Origin of the sequence: Hydrogenophaga sp. 2FB (assembly GCF_005503365.1) — a bacterium.
In the GTDB taxonomy this organism is placed as follows: domain Bacteria; phylum Pseudomonadota; class Gammaproteobacteria; order Burkholderiales; family Burkholderiaceae_C; genus Hydrogenophaga.
The window spans coordinates 1-20,181 of sequence record NZ_SCML01000032.1 but is presented as its reverse complement, the minus strand read 5'-3'; the positions used below and the strand labels follow the sequence as shown (position 1 = coordinate 20,181).

Sequence of the window (20,181 nt, the reverse complement as noted above, 5' to 3'; positions counted from 1 at the left end):
CCACCGGCCCAAGACGCCGCCCCCTTCAGGGGGAAGCCGCGTCAGCGGCGCAGGGAGTCACTTGAAACTGGGCATGTTGAATTTCAACGGCACGCCCATGCGCGTGTTGATGAACGCCTGCTGTGCGATGGTCAACACGTTGTTCGTGATCCAGTACAGCACCAGGCCGGACGGGAAGAAGAAGAACATGACGGAGAACATCAGCGGCATGAGCCACATCAGCTTGGCCTGCATCGGATCTGGCGGCAGCGGGTTGAGCGCGGTCTGGATCATGGTGGTGATGGTCATCACCAGCGGCAGGATGAAGTAGGGGTCGGGCGAGGACAGGTCGGTGATCCAGGCCATCCACGGCGCGTTGCGCATTTCCACGCTGGACAACAGCACCCAGTAGAGCGCGATGAAGACGGGGATCTGGATGAGGATCGGGAAGCAGCCACCCAACGGGTTGACCTTTTCCTCGCGGTACATCTTCATCATTTCCTGCTGCATGGCCTGCGGGTTGCCCTTGAGGCGCTCGCGCATTTCCATGATGCGTGGATTGATCTTCTTCATCTTGGCCATGCTGCGGTACGCGCTGGCGTTGAGCCAATAGAACGCAGCCTTGATCAGCACCACCAGCAGCACAATGGACCAGCCCCAGTTCGCCACAAAACCGTGGATCTTCTCGAGCAGCCAGTACAGCGGCTTGGCCAGAATGGTGAGCCAGCCGTAGTCCTTGACCAACTCCAGGCCCGGGGCAATCTTCTCCAGCACCTTCTCTTCCTGGGGTCCCAGGAACAAGCGCGACTGCCGGCTCAGGCTCTGGCCCGGCTCGATGCTGTCAAGCGAGGTGATGCTGCCGACGGAGAACAGGTTGTTGTCGATCTTGCGCGCAAAGTTTTCGCGCGCCACGCCATCGTCCAGCAACCAGGCGGAGGCGAAGTAATGCTGCACCATGGCCACGTAACCGTCGCTCGACGACTTGACGAACTCGGCCTTGTTCTTTTCGATGTCGGCGAACTCGACCTTCTGGTACTTCTTCTCGTTGGTGTAGACGGCTGGGCCGGTGAAGGTCGAATAGAAAGGCGTCTCGCTGCTGAGCTTGCTGCCGTCGCGCACCAACTGGAAGTACAGCTGCGGCTTCACCGCCTGCCCACCAACGTTCTGCACCTCGTGCTGCACGCCGATGGCGTAGCTGCCGCGCTTGATGGTGTACGTCTTGACCAGTTTCACGCCGCCCACCTCGGCCGACTCGAAGCGCACCTGCAGCTCGTTCTGGCCATCGGCGAGCGTTGTGGGGTTGCCCACCAGGGCCATGGGGGTCTTGTGGGTCGGGAAGTTGCCACCGATAAGGCCGGTCTGCGCCACATAGATGTGCTCGCCACCCTGGGTGAGCAGCGTGAACGGCTGCTCGCTCTGGTCCTTGCTCTGGCGCGTGGCCTCTGCGTGCTTGAGCAACTGCGAACCGATCAACGAACCGCCCTCGCTGTTGAACACCAGCTTGAAGAGGTCGGTGGTGACTTCGTGGCGCTGGGCCACGGCGCCAGGGGCGGCAACCGGGGCCTCACCGCCAGTCGCGGCGGCGTTCTGCCCGGCAGCGGCCGCCGGCACACCAGCGGTGGTGCTGCCTGCGGCCGGCTGGCTGGTGGATGCGGCAGGTGCCGTCACGGCAGGCGCAGCGCCCGGGAAAAACGTGGGTTTGTGGCCATTGTGGATCTGCCACTTGTCCCAGATGAGGACCATCGACAAACCAAAAATGACCCACAGAATGGACCGACGGATGTCATTCATGACAGGTTCTTCTTTTCGCAGGAAGGAGAAATCAGGCTGGAAAACAGCCGGGGCGTGGTGGTGGGCACCGGGTCATGGCCGCCCTGGCACCACGGATGACAGCGGGCCAGCCGCCGCAATGTGAGATAGCCGCCACCCACCGCGCCATGGCGCTCCAGTGCGGCGATGGCGTAGAGCGAGCACGACGGCTCGAACCGGCAGGCGTTGCCCAGCCACGGGCTGAGCAGTAGACGGTACCCCTTGACCAGACCGAGCAGGCCCAGACGCGGCCAGTCAGACAGCATGGCGGACCTCCGCAGGCTTCGCCGTGCGTGACGCGGAGCGGGGCGCCAACAGCTGTTCAAGTTCGGCGCGCACGGCGCGTTTGAGCGCGTCGGACGTGGCGCTGACGAATTGCTGGCGGCTGAACTCGCTGCGCAGGCGCACCACGTGCGCAGCCTGGGGCAGGCTCGCGGCCTGGTGGCGGGCGATCTCGTAGATCTGGCGGCGAATGGCGTTGCGCGTCACGGCGCGCTTGGCCCAGCGCTTGGGCAGCATCACACCCAGCCAGGTATCGGCCACGGGGAACAAAGCCCGACCCTCACCCGCGCTGGAGAGCGCGGCGCGGTGCAAGGCAAAGTGGGGGGTTTTGGCCACGGGGGCACCGGCCATCACGGCCTGGAACTGTTGCCGGGACCGCAGCCGCTGGATCACCGCCGAATCGTCCGGGTCACGCGGTGAGGGAGCCGAGCGAGTGGACGCCGGCAGAACAACACGCGAAGCCTCAGACGGCCAGGCGCTTGCGGCCCTTGGCGCGGCGTGCGTTGATCACGGCACGGCCGCCGCGGGTCTTCATGCGGACGAGGAAGCCGTGGGTGCGGGCGCGGCGGATCTTGGAGGGCTGGTAAGTGCGTTTCATGATGGTCGTCTGTTGAAATCGGGGAAACCCGCAATTATCGCAAATAAAACCAAGGTGCGGCAAGCACTTGGCGTTCGGTGCGCGCGTGCCACTTGAAGAAAGCGGCTTATCGGGCAGGTTGTCGGCTTGGCTTTCGCAGCCGTCCGACCGCCTTGTGGATAAGTTGTCTGGCGCTCTACAATGGCCGGATTGCCCCGAGACATTTGTCCACAACTCCAACGGTTCCCCTATTCCAGCATGATCGAGGGCATTCCCCCTGACACCTCCCCGGCCGACAGCGCATCGAGCACGGTCTCGCTCTGGCCTGCCTGCATGGACCGGCTGTCGCAAGAGATTCCCGAACAACAGTTCAATACCTGGATCAGACCCCTGTCCGCCACCGTCGCACCCGACGGCTCCCGAGTGGTCCTGGCCGTGGCCAACCGGTTCAAGATGGACTGGATCCGGGCTCAATACGCGTCCCGCATCACCGCCTTGCTGGAGGGCATTCAGGGTACACCAGTAACGCTTGAGTTGGTGCTCGCTCCGCGCGAAGGACCCAGCAGGACCTCACCTCTGCCCCGCGCGACGCAAGACCCTGTGCTGGCGGAACTGCCCGATCTGGCGCCGGTGGAAGTCGCCGTGCCCAGCGGACCCAAGACGCGGCTGAATCCGGCGCTGGCGTTTTCCACCCTCGTGGAAGGCTCGGCCAACCGCATGGCGCGCGCCGCGGCGATGCACGTGGCGGGAAGCCTGGGGCAGCTCTACAACCCGCTGTTCATCTACGGCGGCGTGGGCCTGGGCAAAACCCACCTGGTGCATGCCATCGGCAACCACCTGCTGGCAGACCGTCCACAGGCCAAAGTTCTCTACATCCACGCGGAGCAGTTTGTCTCCGATGTGGTCAAGGCCTATCAGCGCAAGACTTTCGATGAATTCAAGGAGCGCTACCACTCGCTCGATCTGCTGTTGATCGACGATGTGCAGTTCTTCGCCAACAAGGAGCGCACCCAGGAGGAGTTTTTCAACGCCTTCGAGGCTCTGCTGGCCAAAAAGAGCCATATCGTGCTCACCAGCGACACCTACCCCAAGGGCCTGGCAGACATCCACGAACGGCTGGTGTCGCGCTTCGATTCGGGCCTGACGGTGGCCATCGAGCCGCCCGAGCTGGAGATGCGCGTTGCCATCCTGATCAACAAGGCGGCGGTGGAGAACGCGGTGATGCCCGAGGAAGTGGCGTTTTTCGTGGCGAAGAACGTGCGTTCGAACGTGCGCGAACTCGAAGGCGCGCTGCGCAAGATCCTGGCCTATTCGCGGTTCAACCAGAAGGAAATCTCGATCCAGCTCGCGCGCGATGCGTTGAAAGACCTGCTGTCGATCCAGAACCGCCAGATCAGTGTGGAGAACATCCAGAAAACGGTGGCCGATTTCTACAAGATCAAGGTCGCCGACATGTACAGCAAGAAGCGCCCGGCCAGCATCGCCCGCCCGCGCCAGATCGCCATGTTCATTGCCAAGGAGCTGACGCAGAAGAGCCTGCCCGAAATCGGGGAATTGTTTGGTGGCCGCGACCACACCACGGTGCTGCACGCGGTGCGCAAAATCGGGGCCGAGCGCCAGCAGAACACCGAGCTGAACCAGCAGCTGCACGTGCTGGAACAGACGCTCAAGGGATGAGGCCACAAAAAAGCGAAAATAGCGGGGATTTGGCCCACACAACGAAACGGGGCCACCGGGAGGCAGGGGCCGGCCGACAAGCAACCAGAGAAGAAAGAGTCTGACATGATCGTTTTGAAATCGACCCAGGACAAAGTACTGGCCGCGCTGCAATCCGTGGCGGGCATCGTGGAGCGCCGCCACACCTTGCCGATCCTGGCCAACGTCCTGCTTCGCAAGACCGGTTCGCAGGTGCAGCTGACCACCAGCGACCTGGAAATTCAGATCCGTACCACCGCCGAGCTGGACGGCGACAGCGGCAACTTCGCCACCACGCTGGGCGCGCGCAAGCTGATCGACATCCTGCGCACCATGCCGGGCGACCAGACGGTGAGCCTGGAATCGAGCGCCGGCAAGCTGATCCTCAAAGGCGGCAAGAGCCGCTTCACGCTGCAAAGCATGCCCGCCGAAGATTTCCCGCTGGTGCAGGAGTCGGCCAGCTTCGGCCCCGTGTTCTCCGTGCCGCAGAAAACGTTGAAGAACCTGCTGGGCCAGGTGTCGTTCGCGATGGCCGTGCACGACATCCGCTACTACCTGAACGGCATCCTGTTCGTGGCAGAAGGCAAGCAGCTCAGCCTGGTCGCCACCGACGGCCACCGCCTGGCATTTGCCTCCGCCACGCTGGATGTGGAAGTGCCCAAACAAGAAGTGATCCTGCCGCGCAAGACCGTGCTGGAACTGCAGCGCCTGCTCTCCGACAAGGAAGGCGCGATCGAGATGCAGTTCGCCGCCAACCAGGCCAAGTTCAGCTTCGACGGCATGGAGTTCGTCACCAAACTGGTCGAGGGCAAGTTCCCCGACTACAACCGCGTGATCCCGAAGAACCACAAGAACATCGTCACGCTCGGCCGCCAGCCGCTGCTGGCCTCGCTGCAACGCACGGCCATCATGACCAGCGAGAAGTTCAAGGGTGTGCGTCTGAACGTCGAGCCCGGCGCGCTGCGCGTGGCCTCGAGCAACGCCGAGCAGGAAGAAGCGGTCGACGAGCTCGACATCGACTACGGTGGCGACACCATCGAAATCGGCTTCAACGTGACCTACCTGATCGACGCGCTGCAGAACATGTCGCAGGAGATGGTTCGCATCGAACTTTCCGATGGCAACAGCTCCGCGCTGGTCACCAACCCCGACGACAACGCCTTCAAATACGTTGTCATGCCCATGCGCATTTGAGGCCAGCCACTCCGCTTGCCTGCGCCTTCCAAACCCGCGAACACCGCGGGTTTGGCGTTTACTGAGATCGAGAAACTTCACCATGTCCGACGCCAACAAGCCCGCCGAATCCGTCAACACCGGTGCGGCCCAAGCCGACAGTTCCAATTTCCAACCCGTCATTGACGCCAACCAGGCCGGCGCCAGCGAAGGCTATGGCGAGGGTTCGATCCAGATCCTGGAAGGTCTGGAAGCCGTGCGCAAACGCCCGGGCATGTACATCGGCGACACGTCCGATGGCACCGGCCTGCACCACCTGGTGTTCGAGGTGGTGGACAACTCGATCGACGAAGCGCTGGCCGGCCATTGCGACGACATCGTCGTGACCATCCACACCGACAACTCCATCAGCGTGGTGGACAACGGCCGTGGCATCCCCACCGGCGTGAAGATGGACGACAAGCACGAGCCCAAGCGCTCTGCCTCGGAGATCGCGCTGACCGAACTGCACGCCGGCGGCAAGTTCAACCAGAACAGCTACAAGGTCTCGGGTGGTCTGCACGGCGTGGGCGTGAGCTGCGTGAACGCACTCTCGCAGTGGCTGCGCCTGACGGTGCGCCGCGAAGGCCATGTGCACCAGCTCGAATTCGCGCGCGGCTTCGTGCAGAACCGCGTGATCGAGTCCACGCCTACCGGTGTTGAAATCTCGCCCATGCGCATCACAGGCGCGACCGAGAAGCGCGGCACCGAAGTGCACTTCCTGCCCGACTACGAAATCTTCCGCGAGAACGCCGACTTTCACTACGAGATCCTGTCCAAGCGCCTGCGCGAACTCTCGTTCCTCAACAACGGCGTGCGCATCCGCCTGAAGGACGAGCGCAGCGGCAAGGAAGACGACTTCTCCGGTGCCGGCGGCGTCAAGGGCTTCGTCGACTTCATCAACAAGGGCAAGACCGTTCTGCACCCCAACGTGTTCCACGCCATGGGCGATCGCCAGAGCGACCAGGGCACGAACATCGGCGTGGAAGTCGCGATGCAGTGGAACAGCGGCTACAACGAGCAGGTGCTGTGCTTCACCAACAACATCCCGCAGCGCGACGGCGGCACCCACCTGACCGGCCTGCGCGCGGCGATGACGCGGGTGATCAACAAGTACATCGAAGAAAGCGAAATGGCCAAGAAGGCCAAGGTGGAAGTGACGGGCGACGACATGCGCGAAGGCCTGTGCTGCGTGCTGAGCGTGAAGGTGCCCGAGCCCAAGTTCTCCAGCCAGACCAAAGACAAGCTGGTCTCCAGCGAAGTGCGCGGCCCAGTGGAAGACATCGTGAGCCGCCTGCTGGCCGACTACCTGCAGGAGCGCCCGAACGACGCGAAGATCATCTGCGGCAAGATCGTTGAAGCGGCGCGCGCGCGTGAAGCGGCGCGCAAGGCGCGCGAAATGACGCGCCGCAAAGGCGTGCTCGATGGCATGGGCTTGCCCGGCAAACTGGCCGACTGCCAGGAAAAAGACCCGGCGCTGTGCGAGATCTACATCGTCGAGGGCGACTCCGCCGGTGGCTCCGCCAAGCAGGGCCGTGACCGCAAGTTCCAGGCGATCCTGCCCTTGCGCGGCAAGATCCTGAACGTGGAGAAAGCGCGCTACGAGAAGCTGCTCACCAGCAACGAAATCCTGACGCTCATCACGGCACTCGGCACCGGCATCGGCAAGGCCACGGGCGTGGGCGGCACGGCGGGCGTGGACGACTTCAACGTCGCCAAGCTGCGCTACCACCGCATCATCATCATGACCGACGCCGACGTGGACGGCGCCCACATCCGCACGCTGTTGCTGACCTTCTTCTACCGCCAGATGCCCGAGCTGGTCGAGCGCGGCCACATCTATATCGCGCAACCGCCGCTCTACAAGGTGAAGGCCGGCAAGGAAGAGCTGTACCTGAAGGACGCCTCGGCGCTTGATGGCTTCTTGCTGCGTATTGCGCTGAAAGACGCAAGCGTGTTCACCGGTGGCGCCACGCAAGCCACGCTGAGCGGCGACACGCTGGGCGAACTCGCGCGCAAGCACCAGATCGCCGAAAGCGTGATCGCGCGCCTGTCCAACTTCATGGACGCCGAGGCCCTGCGCGCGATTGCCGATGGTGTGTCGCTCAATCTCGACAGTGTGGAGCAGGCCGAAGTCAGCGCCGTGGCGCTGCAGGTCAAACTGCGCGAACTGACCACCACCGGCGTGCCCGCCGAAGTGGCGGCCGAGTTCGACGTGCGCACCGACAAGCCAATCCTGCGCATCGGCCGCCGCCACCACGGCAACATCAAGAGCAGCGTGCTCACGCAAGATTTCGTGCACGGCGCCGACTACGCCGCGCTGGCCACCGCCGCCGAAACCTTCCGTGGTCTGCTGGGCGAGGGCGCGAAAGTGCTGCGCGGCGAAGGCGACAAGCAGAAGGAAGAGAAGGTCAACGACTTCCGCCAGGCCATGCGCTGGCTGATCAGCGAAGCCGAACGCACCACCAGCCGCCAGCGCTACAAAGGCCTGGGCGAGATGAACCCTGAGCAGCTGTGGGAAACGACAATGGACCCGAACGTGCGCCGCCTTCTGCGCGTACAGATCGACGATGCGATCGAGGCCGATCGCGTGTTCACGATGCTGATGGGCGACGAGGTGGAGCCGCGGCGCGACTTCATCGAGACGAACGCGTTGCGGGCGGGGAATATCGACGTTTGAGGCGCCTGTAGGTAGCCTCAAAAGCTGAGAAAGCGGGACCCATAAGCAGAGAAAACTGCGGACGTTGGCCGTTGAGTGGGCTCTCGGCATATCAGCCGCGGATTGCTACCCACAACGAAAGGGTGCTTTGAGTCCTGGTCCGGCACCTTGAGCTAACCCGCGGTGCAGGTGGCCTGGATGATGTTGTTCATGTGGAAAGAATATGACGGTTCTGATACTGCACCTTAGCGACATTCACATTCGAGGCGACAAGGACCCAATCCTCAAACAAGGGGACCAAATAGCGGCCTGCACTTTTGCGTCGTTGCCAGAAGCAACTGCCGTCTTCGTCGCTGTTACCGGTGACATTGCCTATAGCGGCGACAGAGCCCAATACGAGACGGCGCGCGGACTTTTCGAGTCAATTCGAAAAAGCATTCAGGCGGAGAAAGACCTGCCTGTGCACTTTGTCATGGCTCCCGGAAATCACGACTGTGACTTCTCCCTGAGCAATGCACCCAGGCAACTCACTCTTGACGCCATTCGAGAAAAACCTGAGAAGCTGGACGATGACGTCATCGCTCTTGGCGCCTCGATTCAAGGTGCATATCGCGATTTTTCTGAAAGCTTCGAAAGCCCCGGGGAAACCAGAGTTGGAGACCAACTATGGACTTCACATAGATTCTCAGTCGAGGGTGTTGAGCTCATTTTTGACTCCCTCAACGTGTCGTGGTGTTCGAACATTCACGAAACACCTGGAACACTCATTTTCCCTGTCGAACGCTACAAGAATCGTCGCAACGATGTTGCCGACTACAGGGTTGTCCTTATGCATCATCCGCTGAACTGGTTCAGCCAAACGATGTACCACCCGTTGCGACAACTTGTTCGCGGCTTGGCAAATGTGGTTGTCTCTGGCCATGAGCATGTAGGCGGAGTGGGTGAAGACATCAACGCGGAGACCGGCCATAGTGCATATATCGAAGGATGTGTTCTCCAAGGACATCACGGCCTCGCTGAGTCATCTTTCAACGTCGCAATCTTCAACCTCGTAGAAGGCACCTATCAAAATACCCGCTACAAGTGGGATGGTGCAGCGCGCTACCTCGCAACCGAAGAAGGTTCGTGGTCTGATTTCAGAACGCTTCCAAAAAAGGTCCGGAACGAGTTCGAAATTAGCTCCCATTTCGAGCAACTACTTTCCGACCCCGGGGGGATTTTTGGTGCCCGGGGTGCTCCACTCGCATTGCGAGACTTGTATGTTTACCCCGATGTTCATGCCCACCAGTCCAACGATGAACGCAGGGTTAAGGTTCCACTCAACACCACCATTTTTCATGGCTCGTCCCGTCTAGAGGGAGGAGTGCTTTTGACGGGAGAGGAGAAGTCTGGGGCGACCAGTCTTTTGTACATGCTGTTTAAGCATTTCCATGAAAGAGGCCTCGTCCCGGTCTACCTTAGAGGGGCTGAATTAAGAACTGTTTCCGAGAGAGAGTTCGACCAAGCAGTTGCTAAAGCCGTCGAATCGCAGTATGGGCCAGGGAGCAGCGCACGTTACGCCCAAGTACCGAAGACCAACAAGCTTTTGCTTCTTGATGATTTCGATGATGGCCCCATTCGCCATGGTGCGTCTCGCGCCAAGCTTTTGGTTATGGCCTCATCCCGATTCAACAGATTTTTGTTTACTGCAAACGATAGCTTCGATTTCAGTGGAACAATTCGCCCTCACACTGAGGGAAAGCTCGCCGACCTCGAAGAGTTCAAGCTCCTGCCGTTTGGTTTTGCCAAGCGGGCAGAGCTTGTCAAACGGTGGCTCTTGCGGACCTCATCCGACGGCTCGCTTGATGAAGGACAGCTCCTTCAGCGGTGCGATGCCGCAGAGCGCGTCCTCAATGAAGTGATGGCAAAAAACATCGTGCCATCGCTTCCCTTGTATCTCCTGACCTTGCTGCAAAGCTACGAATCAGGCGTTCAAGGAGGATTTGAGGAAAGTGGACTCAGCGAGTACTACGACTTTCTGCTAAAGGCGGGGTTGGAGTCGGCGCAAATTCCCCGGAATCAATGGACAGGCATTATTGAATACTGTGCGCATCTTGCGTGGCAGCTTCATGCCACGGAGAACAAGGAGCTCTCTGAGGAAGAGTTCCGCACGTTCAATGAGCGATATTCAAAAGAGCAAGTACGTGTTGAACTATCCGCCCGAGTCGCTTCGCTTGTAAGGGCACGAATACTTGCACAGCATGGGGACTTCTTCCGCTTCCGGTATCACTACATCTACTACTATCTGAAGGGGAAATACCTCTCCAGAAAAATGAATGATTTGGAAGTGCAGGCGTATGTGCATAAGTGCTGCGCGCATCTGTATGTGCGAGAAAACGCAAATACGGTGCTATTCCTAGCGCATCATTCTTTTGAAGACCCGTTATTCTTGCGGTGCGTAGTAGACGCGGTGGAGAAGCCATTCTCGGCATACCGTGCAGTTGAGTTCACAGGAAGGGACACCGTCGAAATCAGAGACTTCGTCAAAGACCTCCCTGCATTGACGTACTCGGGCAAGAGCCCAGAGCAGGCAAGGCAAGAAGCAAATCACCGCCGAGACGAGCTTGATGACGGTAGTGACGGGTTAGCAGACCGAAAGGAAGACCTGGAGGAAGACGAGTTTGTTGCGCACGTCATCTCACTGTTCAAAGCAGTTGAGATTCTTGGTCAAATCCTCAAGAATCAAATCGAGCGCATACCAAGAAATCAACGCGTTGACTTGCTGAGCAAGGTCATGCACGGCCCTTTGAGAGCGGTTACCGCCTACTTCAACTTGTTCACAAATGACCAAGCAGCGGTTTTGACTGAATTGACAGACATGTTGGCAAAGCGCAAAGAGTCGGGGACTGAGGAGGAGCGCAAAAAGATTGCGCAGCAACTCGTCGCTTGGCTGTTGCAGACGTCGACGGCAGGCTTCCTGTTGAAGGCAATTGTCTCGACAAGTTCCGACGCACTTATTGATGACATACGTGCAGCGGCCGGAACCATCGGGTCTCCCGCAGCGCGGCTTATTGCCACCGGCGTGAAGTTGGATAGTCCGGGGAGACTACCGCAGCGAGAGATGGAAAAGCTCTTGGACGACTTTGGAAGTGATTTCATCGCCGCGCGCGTGCTCCAGATGTTGACGCTCCGCCGTCTATACATGTTCAAGACTGACGAGCGCGATAAACAGTGGCTAGCAAGTAAAAATATAGTGACGCTGCCCTATCAACACGCCGTCGAATACAAGACGAGAAAAACCAAGTTGCTTGGCAACGCGTGACCCCCTGAACACACAGTTTCTGCCGCATCATGTCGCTCCTTCGAATACTCTCAATTCACAAGTTGCTCTCGCCCTCCTCAACAATCGACTGTGAAGTGGACGCCCCCAAGGAGTCACATCTGCTTGAAAAACACCTCGCGGCACAGGATGGAACGGCTAGCGCAGACAAGGAGTCAACTGGAACGTCGCCCGGGGAGAGCACTGCGTCTTCGTCCGGGACTGACCCTGTCACCAGATTTTGAATCCGTTATCAGTCACAACTGTTAGCGACCGCGCCTTAACTCCACGGGTTCACAGCTGGTCTGCGCGCCCTCTGGGGACCGTCGTCGCCCTTTGGGCCTCCGCCGAAGCCCTACGGGTTGAGTACCTTGTCAATGGTTTCCCGGCCTTCATCTCTGACTGGCTCAGATTTGAGAGACTTCACACAGGCGTGACCCGCCCGCAAACTTGCCAACCAGCTGGAGCATACCGATGCCAAAGATTTTGCCGTGGGACGTGCTCAGCAATGACTTCCAAGACGGCCTGCTGGGCTTCCCCCAGTTTCCCGGACGGGTTGCTTAGCCCGTTGGGCTTTGCTTTCGATGCACAGGGTGACACGCCCCTGCTGCCCAATGAGCAGGTAGCTCAACGGGCAGCTCCAAGCCGCCATACAAGCCATCAAGCGTCGGATGGATTCTGGTTCTTAGCGGCGACTTCATGATCGCGATTGGTTCGCAAGAGAAGATCAAGCCCGTATTGGATCAGGAGTTCCCCGAATTTTCAGGCGAGAGACAAGGGTGGTGGACGAGTCTTGATATTCCAAGCCGCATTCGCCTGATTGGTGAGAAGGTGCGCGCTGCTGGCGGAGCCCGAATCGGTGCCTATGGAGGTGTTTATGCGATCTCCTCAGAGATCATCCATGGATCTGTGTTTGGAACCGCCTATTTCTACAGTTCCGGGGCGGCCGATCCAAGAGCGAGGAAGGCCTCAGGCAGGGCGTCTTGCGGCAGCGCATCGATATCTTGTCTGCCTTAGCGCACGCTACGTCGGGTTTCTTGGTTGCATACGAACGACTGACGTTTTTCCACCGCTTCAAACGCGGTTCTGAAGTCCTCTAACGGATAGCAGGCGGAGGACGTCGGACGTATCTTGCCCTGCTGCGCTAGATCGAACAGCGCTGTCATCGTCCCCCGAAGCCGCTCTGTGTACCGCTTGCATTCGTCCTCCTTCCAAAGGTCCTGCGGCCGGCCGACCTGCAGCTCCTGGCTCAATCAGGTGGAGCGCTTCTTCGCCTTGATCACCGACAAGGCCTGCCGTCGTGGCTCGTTCACTGGTGTGAAGCAGCTTGTGCAGCGCATCGACCAGTTCGTCGCACACCACAATGCCCACGGTCAATCCTTTAAATGAACCGCCACGTGGGGTGCGACGTTCTTGGCGCTGGCCGTAGCAGGGGGAGTGTGGCTGTAGTTTTTACTCGATGGCCTTGGTCATGTCCTCGACGACCTTCTTGGCGTCACCGAAGACCATCATGGTCTTGTTCATGTAGAACAGCTCGTTGTCCAGGCCGGCGTAACCCGCGGCCATGGAGCGCTTGTTCACGATCACCGTCTTGGCCTTGTAAGCCTCCAGGATCGGCATGCCGTAGATCGTGCTGCCCTTTTGCAAGGCGGCGGGGTTCACCACGTCGTTGGCGCCCAGGATGATCGCCACGTCGGCCTGGCCGAACTCGCCGTTGATGTCTTCCATCTCGAACACCTGGTCGTACGGCACCTCGGCCTCGGCCAGCAGCACGTTCATGTGCCCCGGCATGCGCCCGGCCACCGGGTGGATCGCGTACTTCACGGTGATGCCCTTTTCGGTCAGCTTGTGCGCCAGCTCTTTCACCGCGTGCTGCGCACGGGCGACCGCCAGGCCGTAGCCGGGCACGATCACCACGGTCTCGGCGTTGCCCAGCACGAAGGCCGCGTCGTCCGCGCTGCCGCTCTTGACCGGGCGCGCTTCGGCCTTGGCGCCGCCGGCGGTCGCGGTCTCACCACCGAAGCCGCCCAGGATCACGTTGAAGAACGAGCGGTTCATGGCCTTGCACATGATGTAGCTCAGGATCGCGCCCGACGAGCCCACCAGCGAGCCGGCAATGATCAGCATGGAGTTGTTCAGGCTGAAGCCGATGCCCGCCGCCGCCCAGCCCGAGTAGCTGTTGAGCATGGAGACCACCACCGGCATGTCCGCGCCGCCGATGGGGATGATGATGAGCACGCCCAGGATGAAGCCCAGCGCGATCACCAGCACGATGTCCATCCAGCTCTGCGAGTGCCAGAAGCCGAAGCAGAAGAACACCACCGCCAGGCCCAGCAGCAGGTTGAGCTTGTGCTGGCCGGGGAACTGCACCGGTGCGCCCTGGAACAGGCGGAACTTGTACTTGCCCGAGAGCTTGCCGAAGGCGATGACCGAGCCAGAGAAAGTGACCGCGCCGATGAAGGCGCCCAGCGCGAGTTCGATGCGGTTGCCACCCGGGATCGGCGCACCGTTGGCGACGATGCCGAACGCCCAGGGCTCGGCCACCACGGCCACGGCGATGCAGACCGCGGCCAGGCCGATCATGCTGTGCATGAAGGCAACCAGTTCGGGCATCTTGGTCATCTCGACCCGGTTGGCCATGAGGGCGCCGATGGCGCCACCCACGACCAGGCCACCGAGCACCCAGGTCATGCCCTGGGCTTTGCCGCCAGAGAGTTCGATGATGAGCGCGGCGGTGGTCAACACGGCAATCGCCATGCCGGTCATGCCGAAGATGTTGCCCCGGATCGAAGTGGTCGGGTGCGACAGGCCCTTCAAGGCCTGGATGAAGCAGACGCTGGCGACGAGGTACAGCAGCGTGACGAGGTTCATGCTCATTTCGCGGCCCCTTCAATCGCTGCGGGTGCCTTGCGTTCTTTCTTCTTGAACATTTCCAGCATGCGCCGGGTGACGAGGAAGCCACCGAAGACGTTGACCGCGGCCAGCGCCACGGCCAGCACGCCCATGGTCTTGCCCAGGTTCGTCTCGGTCAGCGCGGCGGCCAGCATGGCACCGACGATCACGATGGCGGAGATGGCGTTGGTCACGGCCATCAGCGGCGTGTGCAGCGCGGGTGTGACGTTCCACACCACGTGGTAGCCCACGTAGATGGCCAGCACGAAGATGATGAGGTTGAGAACGGTGGGGGATACGGCTTCCATGGGATTTCCTGATGGGTTGGGGACAGCACTGAAGGTCCGCCCTACAAATTCACTGCATTCTTTTTTTGAGTTCGCCGTTTTGCGTCATCAGACAGGCCGCAACGATGTCGTCGTCCATGTCCACCTGCACCGCCGTGGCGTCTTTGGGCAGCACGAGCTTGAGGAAGTCCAGCACGTTGCGCGCGTACAGCGCGGACGCATCGGCGCCCACCATGGCCGCCAGGTTGGTTTCACCCACGATGGTCACCCCGTGCTTCACCACGGTCTTGTCGGCCTCGGACAGCGGGCAGTTGCCGCCCACACCGTCTGCGCCTTTGCCCGCGGCAATGTCCACGATCACGCTGCCCGGTTTCATGGCCTTGACCATGTCTTCGGTGATCAGCACCGGCGCGGCACGCCCGGGGATCAGCGCGGTGGAGATCACCACATCGGCCTGGGCCACGCGCTTGGCCACCTCGACCTTCTGGCGTTCCAGCCAGCTCGGGGGCATCGGGCGGGCATAACCACCCACGCCTTCGGCCGCTTCTTTCTCTTCGGCGGTCTCGTACGGCACGTCGATGAACTTGCCGCCCAAGGACTCGATCTGTTCCTTCACGCTCGGGCGCACGTCGGACGCTTCGATCACCGCGCCCAGGCGCTTGGCCGTGGCAATGGCCTGCAGGCCGGCCACGCCGACGCCCAGGATCACGACACGTGCGGCCTTGACCGTGCCCGCCGCCGTCATCAGCATGGGGAAGAAGCGCTGGTAGTGGTGCGCGGCCAGCATCACGGCCTTGTAGCCGGCGATGTTGGCTTGCGACGAGAGCACATCCATGCTCTGCGCGCGCGTGGTGCGCGGCGCGGCTTCGAGTGCGAAGGCGGTGAGCCCCGCGCTGGCCATGCGCTGCAGGCCCGAAGCGTCGAAGGGGTTGAGCATGCCGACCACGGTCGCGCCCGACTTCATCTGCGCGAGCTCGCTGTCGCTGGGCGTGCGCACCTTGAGCACCAGGTCGCAACCGAGCGCGCCGGCGGCGTCGGTGATTTCTGCACCGACGGCCGTGTAGGCCGCGTCGGTCGCGCTGGCGGCAACGCCGGCGCCCGACTGCACGCGCACGGTGTGGCCCTGCGCGATGTATTTTTTTGCCGTTTCCGGCGTGACGGCCACCCGGGTCTCACCCGCAATGGTCTCAGCGGGTACGCCAATCTGCATGGTTCTTTTCCTTGTTATCGTTTCTTGGCGCGAGCTGGCATCACACCCGTTTGAAAACTACCGCAACGCCCTGCCCCACACCTACACATCGTGCACAACGCGTAGCAGCCACTAATAGCGTGCAAGCGATGCACCACTGTTAAGCGGATCCCGCTCCCGGATCAAGAGATGGCACGAGCCTATCCAGGAAATGCCAAAGGAAGCATCCAGGCGACATGGCAAGAAGCCATGTCGCCACGCGAAGGCTGCCTCAGAAGCTATGTCGCATGCCCACATCCCATCCAGTGGAGATGCGGTTGGCGCCTGTCCGGGCACCGTTGAGAGCCACCGAAGCACCACCCGAATTGCTCACGCGCGCGACGGTCGTGTACAGCGCGGTTCGTTTGGAGAAGCTGTGCACATAGCTCAGTGCCAGCTTCTTCGACTCGGGCGTACCCACCGCGTTGGTGCGGTGAGTCGAGTAGGCTGCGCGCAACAAACCCGCTGCACCGACTTTCGCATGCGCGCCGAAGACGCCCCCGCGCGACTGCAAGGTGCCGAGACGATCGCGGCTGAGCATCCCCATCAGTTTGACGCCGCCCAGATCGTAGGACGCTGCGACGTTGCGCTGCGTGGCATCCCCCGCGGCGTAGTGAGTCTGACCCCAGCCCACACCGCCGACAAAAGCTCCCGCCTGATAGGACAGGCGAATGCCATTACCGGTGCCGTCATCCTCGGTCGGGATGCCAGTCATGTTCTCACCACGATAGTGCGCCAGATTGACCACCAGACCACCAAGCATGCTCGGGGAGTAGTAGAAGAGGCCGTTGGAGGCACGAGCACTGGTCGGCCCCGTGATGATGTTGGTGTAATTCAAGGCAGCGCCCGCACCCACCAACCCGAGCGGATCGCCGATACCAAAGTTTAGGTACTGTGGAACATAGTCACGTCCGGCCCGGACTTCGCCCCAGGCCCCGCCCAGTCGGAGGTAAGAGGCACGGCTAAAAACCAATCCACCCGATACGACGCCCGAGTTCTGATTGTTGGTATTGGTGCTACCGCCCGTTCCATCGTCGGCGTTGTAGCCGGCTTCGAGTGCAAAGCCGGCGGACATACCACCGCCCAAATCTTCGTTGCCACGTAAGCCGAAACGGTTGGGGCTCAGAGCGCCGCGGCCGAGCATGGTTCGATCGCTCACCGATCCGTTCCCACGGGTGACGGCCACATCAATGACACCGTACAGGGTGACCGAAGTCTGTGCGTTGGCCGCACACGCTGCGCCGAACGCCGATAGCAACAAGATTGATTTTTTCATTTGCGGGATCCATACGGTTGTGCGATTGACGAACGCTGCAAATGCAGCCGACGAATCGTAGGTAGCGCATGCCTTCAGACCTCCAAGGGTTTGTGCGAACCTTCGAAAAATCTCAAACCCTATCGCCCGAACACAGTCCATGATCTGAGGCAGCCCCGCACGGGCCAATACCCGGCTCACGGTGGTCGTCGAGATGCCTACGTAGCGCGCAATTCGCGACTGCAGCATGCGGCGTTTGCGTAGTTCTACTATGAGTAAGGCCTTGAACTAGTCGATAGCACTGCTTGAGCGTGCCGGCCTAGAGGACGCATCGGCCAGGGAGGCTTCGCCGCCTGAGAGATGCTGGCCTAGCCACTTGAGGGCGGTTTGCGCTGTCACTCCTTAGGCAGCAGCGGCCTAGGCGCATCCAGATTCGCCAAGGTCATCTGTTGACCATCTCGAATCGGCGAGCGAAGGTAAGTCGAGCATGCCTATAGGAGTTCGTCCGGTTGGGGTCCTGAGTGGATTGGGTGTTTGGCGATTTCCAGTCTCTCAAACCCAATCCGGACGAAGGCCGGATACAACCTATTGAAGCTTCATATCTAGGGGCACTTCGACCTTCGGACGTCGCACCAGATCTTCGACGGGGCGAAGATCTGGTGCGACGTGCTGACTCATCAACTCGACGTGAACCAGGATGGCCCTGCAGTGATGAACCAACAATGAGCCAGTATCCGTCAGGTGAAGTCCTCGGTGATCCCTCATGAACAGTTGAGTACCAAGTGCGTCTTCCAGCATACTCAGCCGGTAGCTGCCCGTGGACAGCGAACAATGCAAACGTTTGACCGCGGCCGACAGTGAGCCCATATCGGCACACAGGACGGCCAGACGCACCGACACCAGATCAAACCGGGCGAGATTGATGCAATAACGATTGGCGTCGGACGTCGAGATGAAGACGGCATCCGACTCCTGCACGGGCTGTTCGTCCACATCAAGATCTTTGCAATTCGGCACCGAGGACCTCGGAAACGCAGGCAGCAAGGTTTCAGCGGGGGGTGTCGCCTTCGAGGGTGATGCGATTGAGCACACGCTCGGCCTCGCCGTAGTCATGCACGGCATAGTGCATGGTGCAGCGGTTGTCCCACATGACGACGTCGCCCTGCTGCCACATATGGCGGTAGACGTTGTCCGGGGTGGTGGAGTGTTCGTAGAGAAAGTCCAGTAGCGGGCGACTCTCGGCCAGGGTCATTCCTTCGATGGAATGTGCAGTATCGGGGTGGCCGACGTAGAGAGCTTTTCGACCGGTCTCAGGATGCGTGCGCACAATAGGGTGAACTGCCGAAGGCACCTCTCCGGCGCCGCGCATTCTGGCCAGACGCAGTCCTTCGAAACGCGCGCGCAGGCCCTGGATCATTTGCTGCAGGGTCGGAGACAGGCGGTCATAGGACTGGTACTGGTTGCACCACATGGTGTCGCCGCCGCGCGGCACCACGACGGCCGACAAGATGGAAATCTTGGGCGGCACTGGCGTGTAGATGGAGTCGGAGTGCCAGGCTTCGGTGGAGGCAGTTTCCTTGGGAATCTTCGTGACCTGGATGAGTCCCGGGAAACCTGGCACGCTGGGCGACAGGGGGTTGTTTTGCGCCGGATTTCCCCACAGCCCAGCGAACGCCACGTGAGCCGCGGGCTGCAGATACTGCTTGCGATAGACCAGGACGCCGTGCTCGAGAAAGGCGCGATGCAGCACGTCAAAAGTGGGCTTGTCGATCGGCTCGTTCAGATTGACGCCCTCAACTGACGCCCCAACCGAACCCGTCAACGGTGTGATCTGTATGCTCATGAGTGGCTCCTTTTTCAATCGACGAGAAGGATGATCTTGCCGATGTGCTGATCGCGCTGCATCCAGGCCTGCGCCTCCACCACCGCTGCGATGGAGAAGGTCCGGTCGATGGGCAGCTGGACCTTGCCGGCCTGCAGGAACGGCAGCATGTCGCGCGCGCATGCCTGGATGCACTCCAGGCGTTCTTCCTCGGTGCGGGTTCGGAACGTCACCCCGATCAACTGCAAGCGCTTGAGCCAAAGCGTGCCGAGATCGATTTCGGCCTTGGCCGAGCCAAGACGGGCAATATGAACCAGACGGCCTTTGACCGCGAGGCTTTCCATATTCGCCTGAAAGACCGTTCCGCCTACGGTGTCGACAATGAGGTCAACCCCGCGGTTGGAGGTGGCGGCCATGACCGCATCCACTTGGGATTCATTCGATGCGTTGACGCCCACATCGACACCGAACCGCGCCAAGCGATCGAGCTTGGCCGCCGAGCGCGACGAGGCGATCACCGGCGAGGCGCCCAGCAGCGAGGCGATCTGGATGGCCGCCACGGCGACTCCGCCTGAGGCACCGTTGATCAACACCGATTCGCCCGCACGCACCTTGCCGTTGGTGACCACCGCATCGTGCGCGGTGATGAACACATTGGGAAACGCCGCCGCCTCCGCCCAGGAGAGGCCATCGGGCACACGCATCATGGCCAGCGGATCGCACAGCACATACTCCGCCTGGCTGCCCCTCGCATGACCCATGACGCGCTCACCTTCGGACCAGCCCGTCACCTGCGGCCCCACTGCGGCGATTTCGCCAGCGAATTCGATGCCTGCCGTGAAGGCCGCGCCCGAGCGTGCTTCACGCACCCGGTTGATGTCCCCGCGGTTCACACCGGCCGCACGCACCCTGACTAGCACTTGGCCAGCCTTTGCCACAGGAGTCGCGACCTCCTGCCACTCGACCTTGCCGCCCTGCGGGCTCGGTTCTACGCGAACTGCTTTCATTGCTTGTTCCTTTGCTTTGATGTGTTGCCCCACTTCGACGGGTTCACCCTTCGGCCAAAGCCTTGTTGTTCCCGTCCACGAGGGCTGCTGCCCTCGTTCGTGGCCGCAAGAATATTCCCATTCTTTTTCCAAGTCAACATAAACATACATAGGAGTATGACCTATGGAATTACTTTAAT

Annotated in this window: 16 protein-coding genes and 2 pseudogenes; 5 read left to right on the top strand and 13 right to left on the bottom strand. The window is 60.8% G+C overall.

Features of this window, described 5'->3' with window-relative positions:
* Positions 1-57: 57 nt before the first annotated feature.
* From yidC to rpmH, 4 genes are all read right to left on the bottom strand, one after another.
* On the bottom strand, positions 58-1,770 hold the full coding sequence (yidC, locus tag FFS09_RS18560; protein WP_137920382.1) for a membrane protein insertase YidC: 1,713 nt from the start codon (positions 1,768-1,770) through the stop codon (positions 58-60).
* Entirely contained in the window at positions 1,767-2,054 is a 288-nt protein-coding gene (gene yidD, locus FFS09_RS18555) for a membrane protein insertion efficiency factor YidD (protein WP_137920381.1), read from the bottom strand. Before yidD ends, yidC begins: the two co-directional genes overlap by 4 nt.
* Positions 2,044-2,460 carry a ribonuclease P protein component gene (gene rnpA / locus FFS09_RS18550; RefSeq protein ID WP_137920424.1) on the bottom strand — a complete coding sequence of 139 codons (417 nt, stop codon included), beginning with the start codon at positions 2,458-2,460 and terminating at the stop codon, positions 2,044-2,046. Before rnpA ends, yidD begins: the two co-directional genes overlap by 11 nt.
* Positions 2,461-2,533: 73 nt before the next feature.
* Entirely contained in the window at positions 2,534-2,668 is a 135-nt protein-coding gene (rpmH, locus tag FFS09_RS18545) for a 50S ribosomal protein L34 (RefSeq protein WP_006299042.1), read from the bottom strand.
* Positions 2,669-2,905: 237 nt separating this feature from the next.
* On the opposite strand from rpmH, the gene dnaA reads away from it, so the two are divergent.
* From dnaA to FFS09_RS18525, 4 genes are all read left to right on the top strand, one after another.
* Complete coding sequence (gene dnaA, locus FFS09_RS18540) at positions 2,906-4,324, top strand: chromosomal replication initiator protein DnaA (RefSeq protein WP_137920380.1); 1,419 nt, start codon at positions 2,906-2,908, stop codon at positions 4,322-4,324.
* Positions 4,325-4,429: 105 nt separating this feature from the next.
* Positions 4,430-5,536 (top strand): DNA polymerase III subunit beta, encoded by a 1,107-nt coding sequence (gene dnaN / locus FFS09_RS18535; RefSeq protein WP_137920379.1) that lies wholly within the window; start codon positions 4,430-4,432, stop codon positions 5,534-5,536.
* An 82-nt stretch (positions 5,537-5,618) separates the two neighbouring features.
* Positions 5,619-8,234 (top strand): DNA topoisomerase (ATP-hydrolyzing) subunit B, encoded by a 2,616-nt coding sequence (gene gyrB, locus FFS09_RS18530; protein WP_171020092.1) that lies wholly within the window; start codon positions 5,619-5,621, stop codon positions 8,232-8,234.
* A gap of 202 nt (positions 8,235-8,436) precedes the next feature.
* Positions 8,437-11,514, top strand: a complete 3,078-nt coding sequence (locus tag FFS09_RS18525; RefSeq protein WP_137920378.1) for an anti-phage protein — start codon at positions 8,437-8,439, stop codon at positions 11,512-11,514.
* A 1,010-nt stretch (positions 11,515-12,524) separates the two neighbouring features.
* On the opposite strand, the gene FFS09_RS31590 is transcribed toward FFS09_RS18525, so the two are convergent.
* Positions 12,525-12,677: a zinc-binding dehydrogenase gene (locus tag FFS09_RS31590; RefSeq protein WP_171020091.1), complete on the bottom strand. Its 153-nt coding sequence runs from the start codon at positions 12,675-12,677 to the stop codon at positions 12,525-12,527.
* A 64-nt stretch (positions 12,678-12,741) separates the two neighbouring features.
* Here FFS09_RS31590 and FFS09_RS18515 point away from each other — a divergent pair.
* Positions 12,742-12,894 (top strand): annotated as a pseudogene (locus tag FFS09_RS18515) (IS630 family transposase); the annotation flags it as partial.
* Between the two features lie 69 nt (positions 12,895-12,963).
* Here the strand turns inward: FFS09_RS18515 and FFS09_RS18510 are convergent.
* The 8 genes and pseudogenes from FFS09_RS18510 to FFS09_RS18475 all read right to left on the bottom strand — a co-directional run bounded on the left by FFS09_RS18510 (position 12,964) and on the right by FFS09_RS18475 (position 20,002).
* Complete coding sequence (locus tag FFS09_RS18510) at positions 12,964-14,388, bottom strand: NAD(P)(+) transhydrogenase (Re/Si-specific) subunit beta (protein ID WP_137920376.1); 1,425 nt, start codon at positions 14,386-14,388, stop codon at positions 12,964-12,966.
* A complete protein-coding gene (locus FFS09_RS18505) occupies positions 14,385-14,711 on the bottom strand; it encodes an NAD(P) transhydrogenase subunit alpha part 2 (protein ID WP_137920375.1) in 327 nt (108 codons plus the stop codon). The genes FFS09_RS18510 and FFS09_RS18505 overlap by 4 nt, the downstream gene beginning before the upstream one ends.
* Positions 14,712-14,760: 49 nt before the next feature.
* On the bottom strand, positions 14,761-15,900 hold the full coding sequence (locus FFS09_RS18500) for a Re/Si-specific NAD(P)(+) transhydrogenase subunit alpha (RefSeq protein WP_137920374.1): 1,140 nt from the start codon (positions 15,898-15,900) through the stop codon (positions 14,761-14,763).
* Positions 15,901-16,150: 250 nt separating this feature from the next.
* Positions 16,151-17,194, bottom strand: coding sequence for a porin (locus FFS09_RS18495; RefSeq protein ID WP_137920422.1), 1,044 nt, complete (start codon positions 17,192-17,194; stop codon positions 16,151-16,153).
* Between the two features lie 135 nt (positions 17,195-17,329).
* A pseudogene (locus FFS09_RS18490) lies at positions 17,330-17,630 on the bottom strand (IS481 family transposase); the annotation flags it as partial.
* Between the two features lie 128 nt (positions 17,631-17,758).
* Positions 17,759-18,166: a LysR family transcriptional regulator gene (locus FFS09_RS18485; RefSeq protein WP_171020090.1), complete on the bottom strand. Its 408-nt coding sequence runs from the start codon at positions 18,164-18,166 to the stop codon at positions 17,759-17,761.
* 55 nt (positions 18,167-18,221) lie between these two features.
* Positions 18,222-19,016 carry a TauD/TfdA dioxygenase family protein gene (locus FFS09_RS18480; protein ID WP_137920372.1) on the bottom strand — a complete coding sequence of 265 codons (795 nt, stop codon included), beginning with the start codon at positions 19,014-19,016 and terminating at the stop codon, positions 18,222-18,224.
* A 14-nt stretch (positions 19,017-19,030) separates the two neighbouring features.
* A complete protein-coding gene (locus FFS09_RS18475; protein ID WP_137920371.1) occupies positions 19,031-20,002 on the bottom strand; it encodes a zinc-binding dehydrogenase in 972 nt (323 codons plus the stop codon).
* Between the last annotated feature and the right edge of the window lie 179 nt (positions 20,003-20,181).

Bases quoted from the DNA above. Each gene is read 5' to 3' on its own strand.
- gyrB (WP_171020092.1), top strand. From the start codon at position 5,619: ATGTCCGACGCCAACAAGCCCGCCGAATCCGTCAACACCGGTGCGGCC.
- FFS09_RS18500 (WP_137920374.1), bottom strand. From the start codon at position 15,900: ATGCAGATTGGCGTACCCGCTGAGACCATTGCGGGTGAGACCCGGGTG.
- FFS09_RS18495 (WP_137920422.1), bottom strand. From the start codon at position 17,194: ATGAAAAAATCAATCTTGTTGCTATCGGCGTTCGGCGCAGCGTGTGCG.
- FFS09_RS18475 (WP_137920371.1), bottom strand. From the start codon at position 20,002: ATGAAAGCAGTTCGCGTAGAACCGAGCCCGCAGGGCGGCAAGGTCGAG.
- rpmH (WP_006299042.1), bottom strand. From the start codon at position 2,668: ATGAAACGCACTTACCAGCCCTCCAAGATCCGCCGCGCCCGCACCCAC.
- FFS09_RS18505 (WP_137920375.1), bottom strand. From the start codon at position 14,711: ATGGAAGCCGTATCCCCCACCGTTCTCAACCTCATCATCTTCGTGCTG.
- FFS09_RS18480 (WP_137920372.1), bottom strand. From the start codon at position 19,016: ATGAGCATACAGATCACACCGTTGACGGGTTCGGTTGGGGCGTCAGTT.
- FFS09_RS18525 (WP_137920378.1), top strand. From the start codon at position 8,437: ATGACGGTTCTGATACTGCACCTTAGCGACATTCACATTCGAGGCGAC.
- yidD (WP_137920381.1), bottom strand. From the start codon at position 2,054: ATGCTGTCTGACTGGCCGCGTCTGGGCCTGCTCGGTCTGGTCAAGGGG.
- FFS09_RS18510 (WP_137920376.1), bottom strand. From the start codon at position 14,388: ATGAGCATGAACCTCGTCACGCTGCTGTACCTCGTCGCCAGCGTCTGC.
- yidC (WP_137920382.1), bottom strand. From the start codon at position 1,770: ATGAATGACATCCGTCGGTCCATTCTGTGGGTCATTTTTGGTTTGTCG.
- FFS09_RS31590 (WP_171020091.1), bottom strand. From the start codon at position 12,677: ATGACAGCGCTGTTCGATCTAGCGCAGCAGGGCAAGATACGTCCGACG.
- dnaA (WP_137920380.1), top strand. From the start codon at position 2,906: ATGATCGAGGGCATTCCCCCTGACACCTCCCCGGCCGACAGCGCATCG.
- dnaN (WP_137920379.1), top strand. From the start codon at position 4,430: ATGATCGTTTTGAAATCGACCCAGGACAAAGTACTGGCCGCGCTGCAA.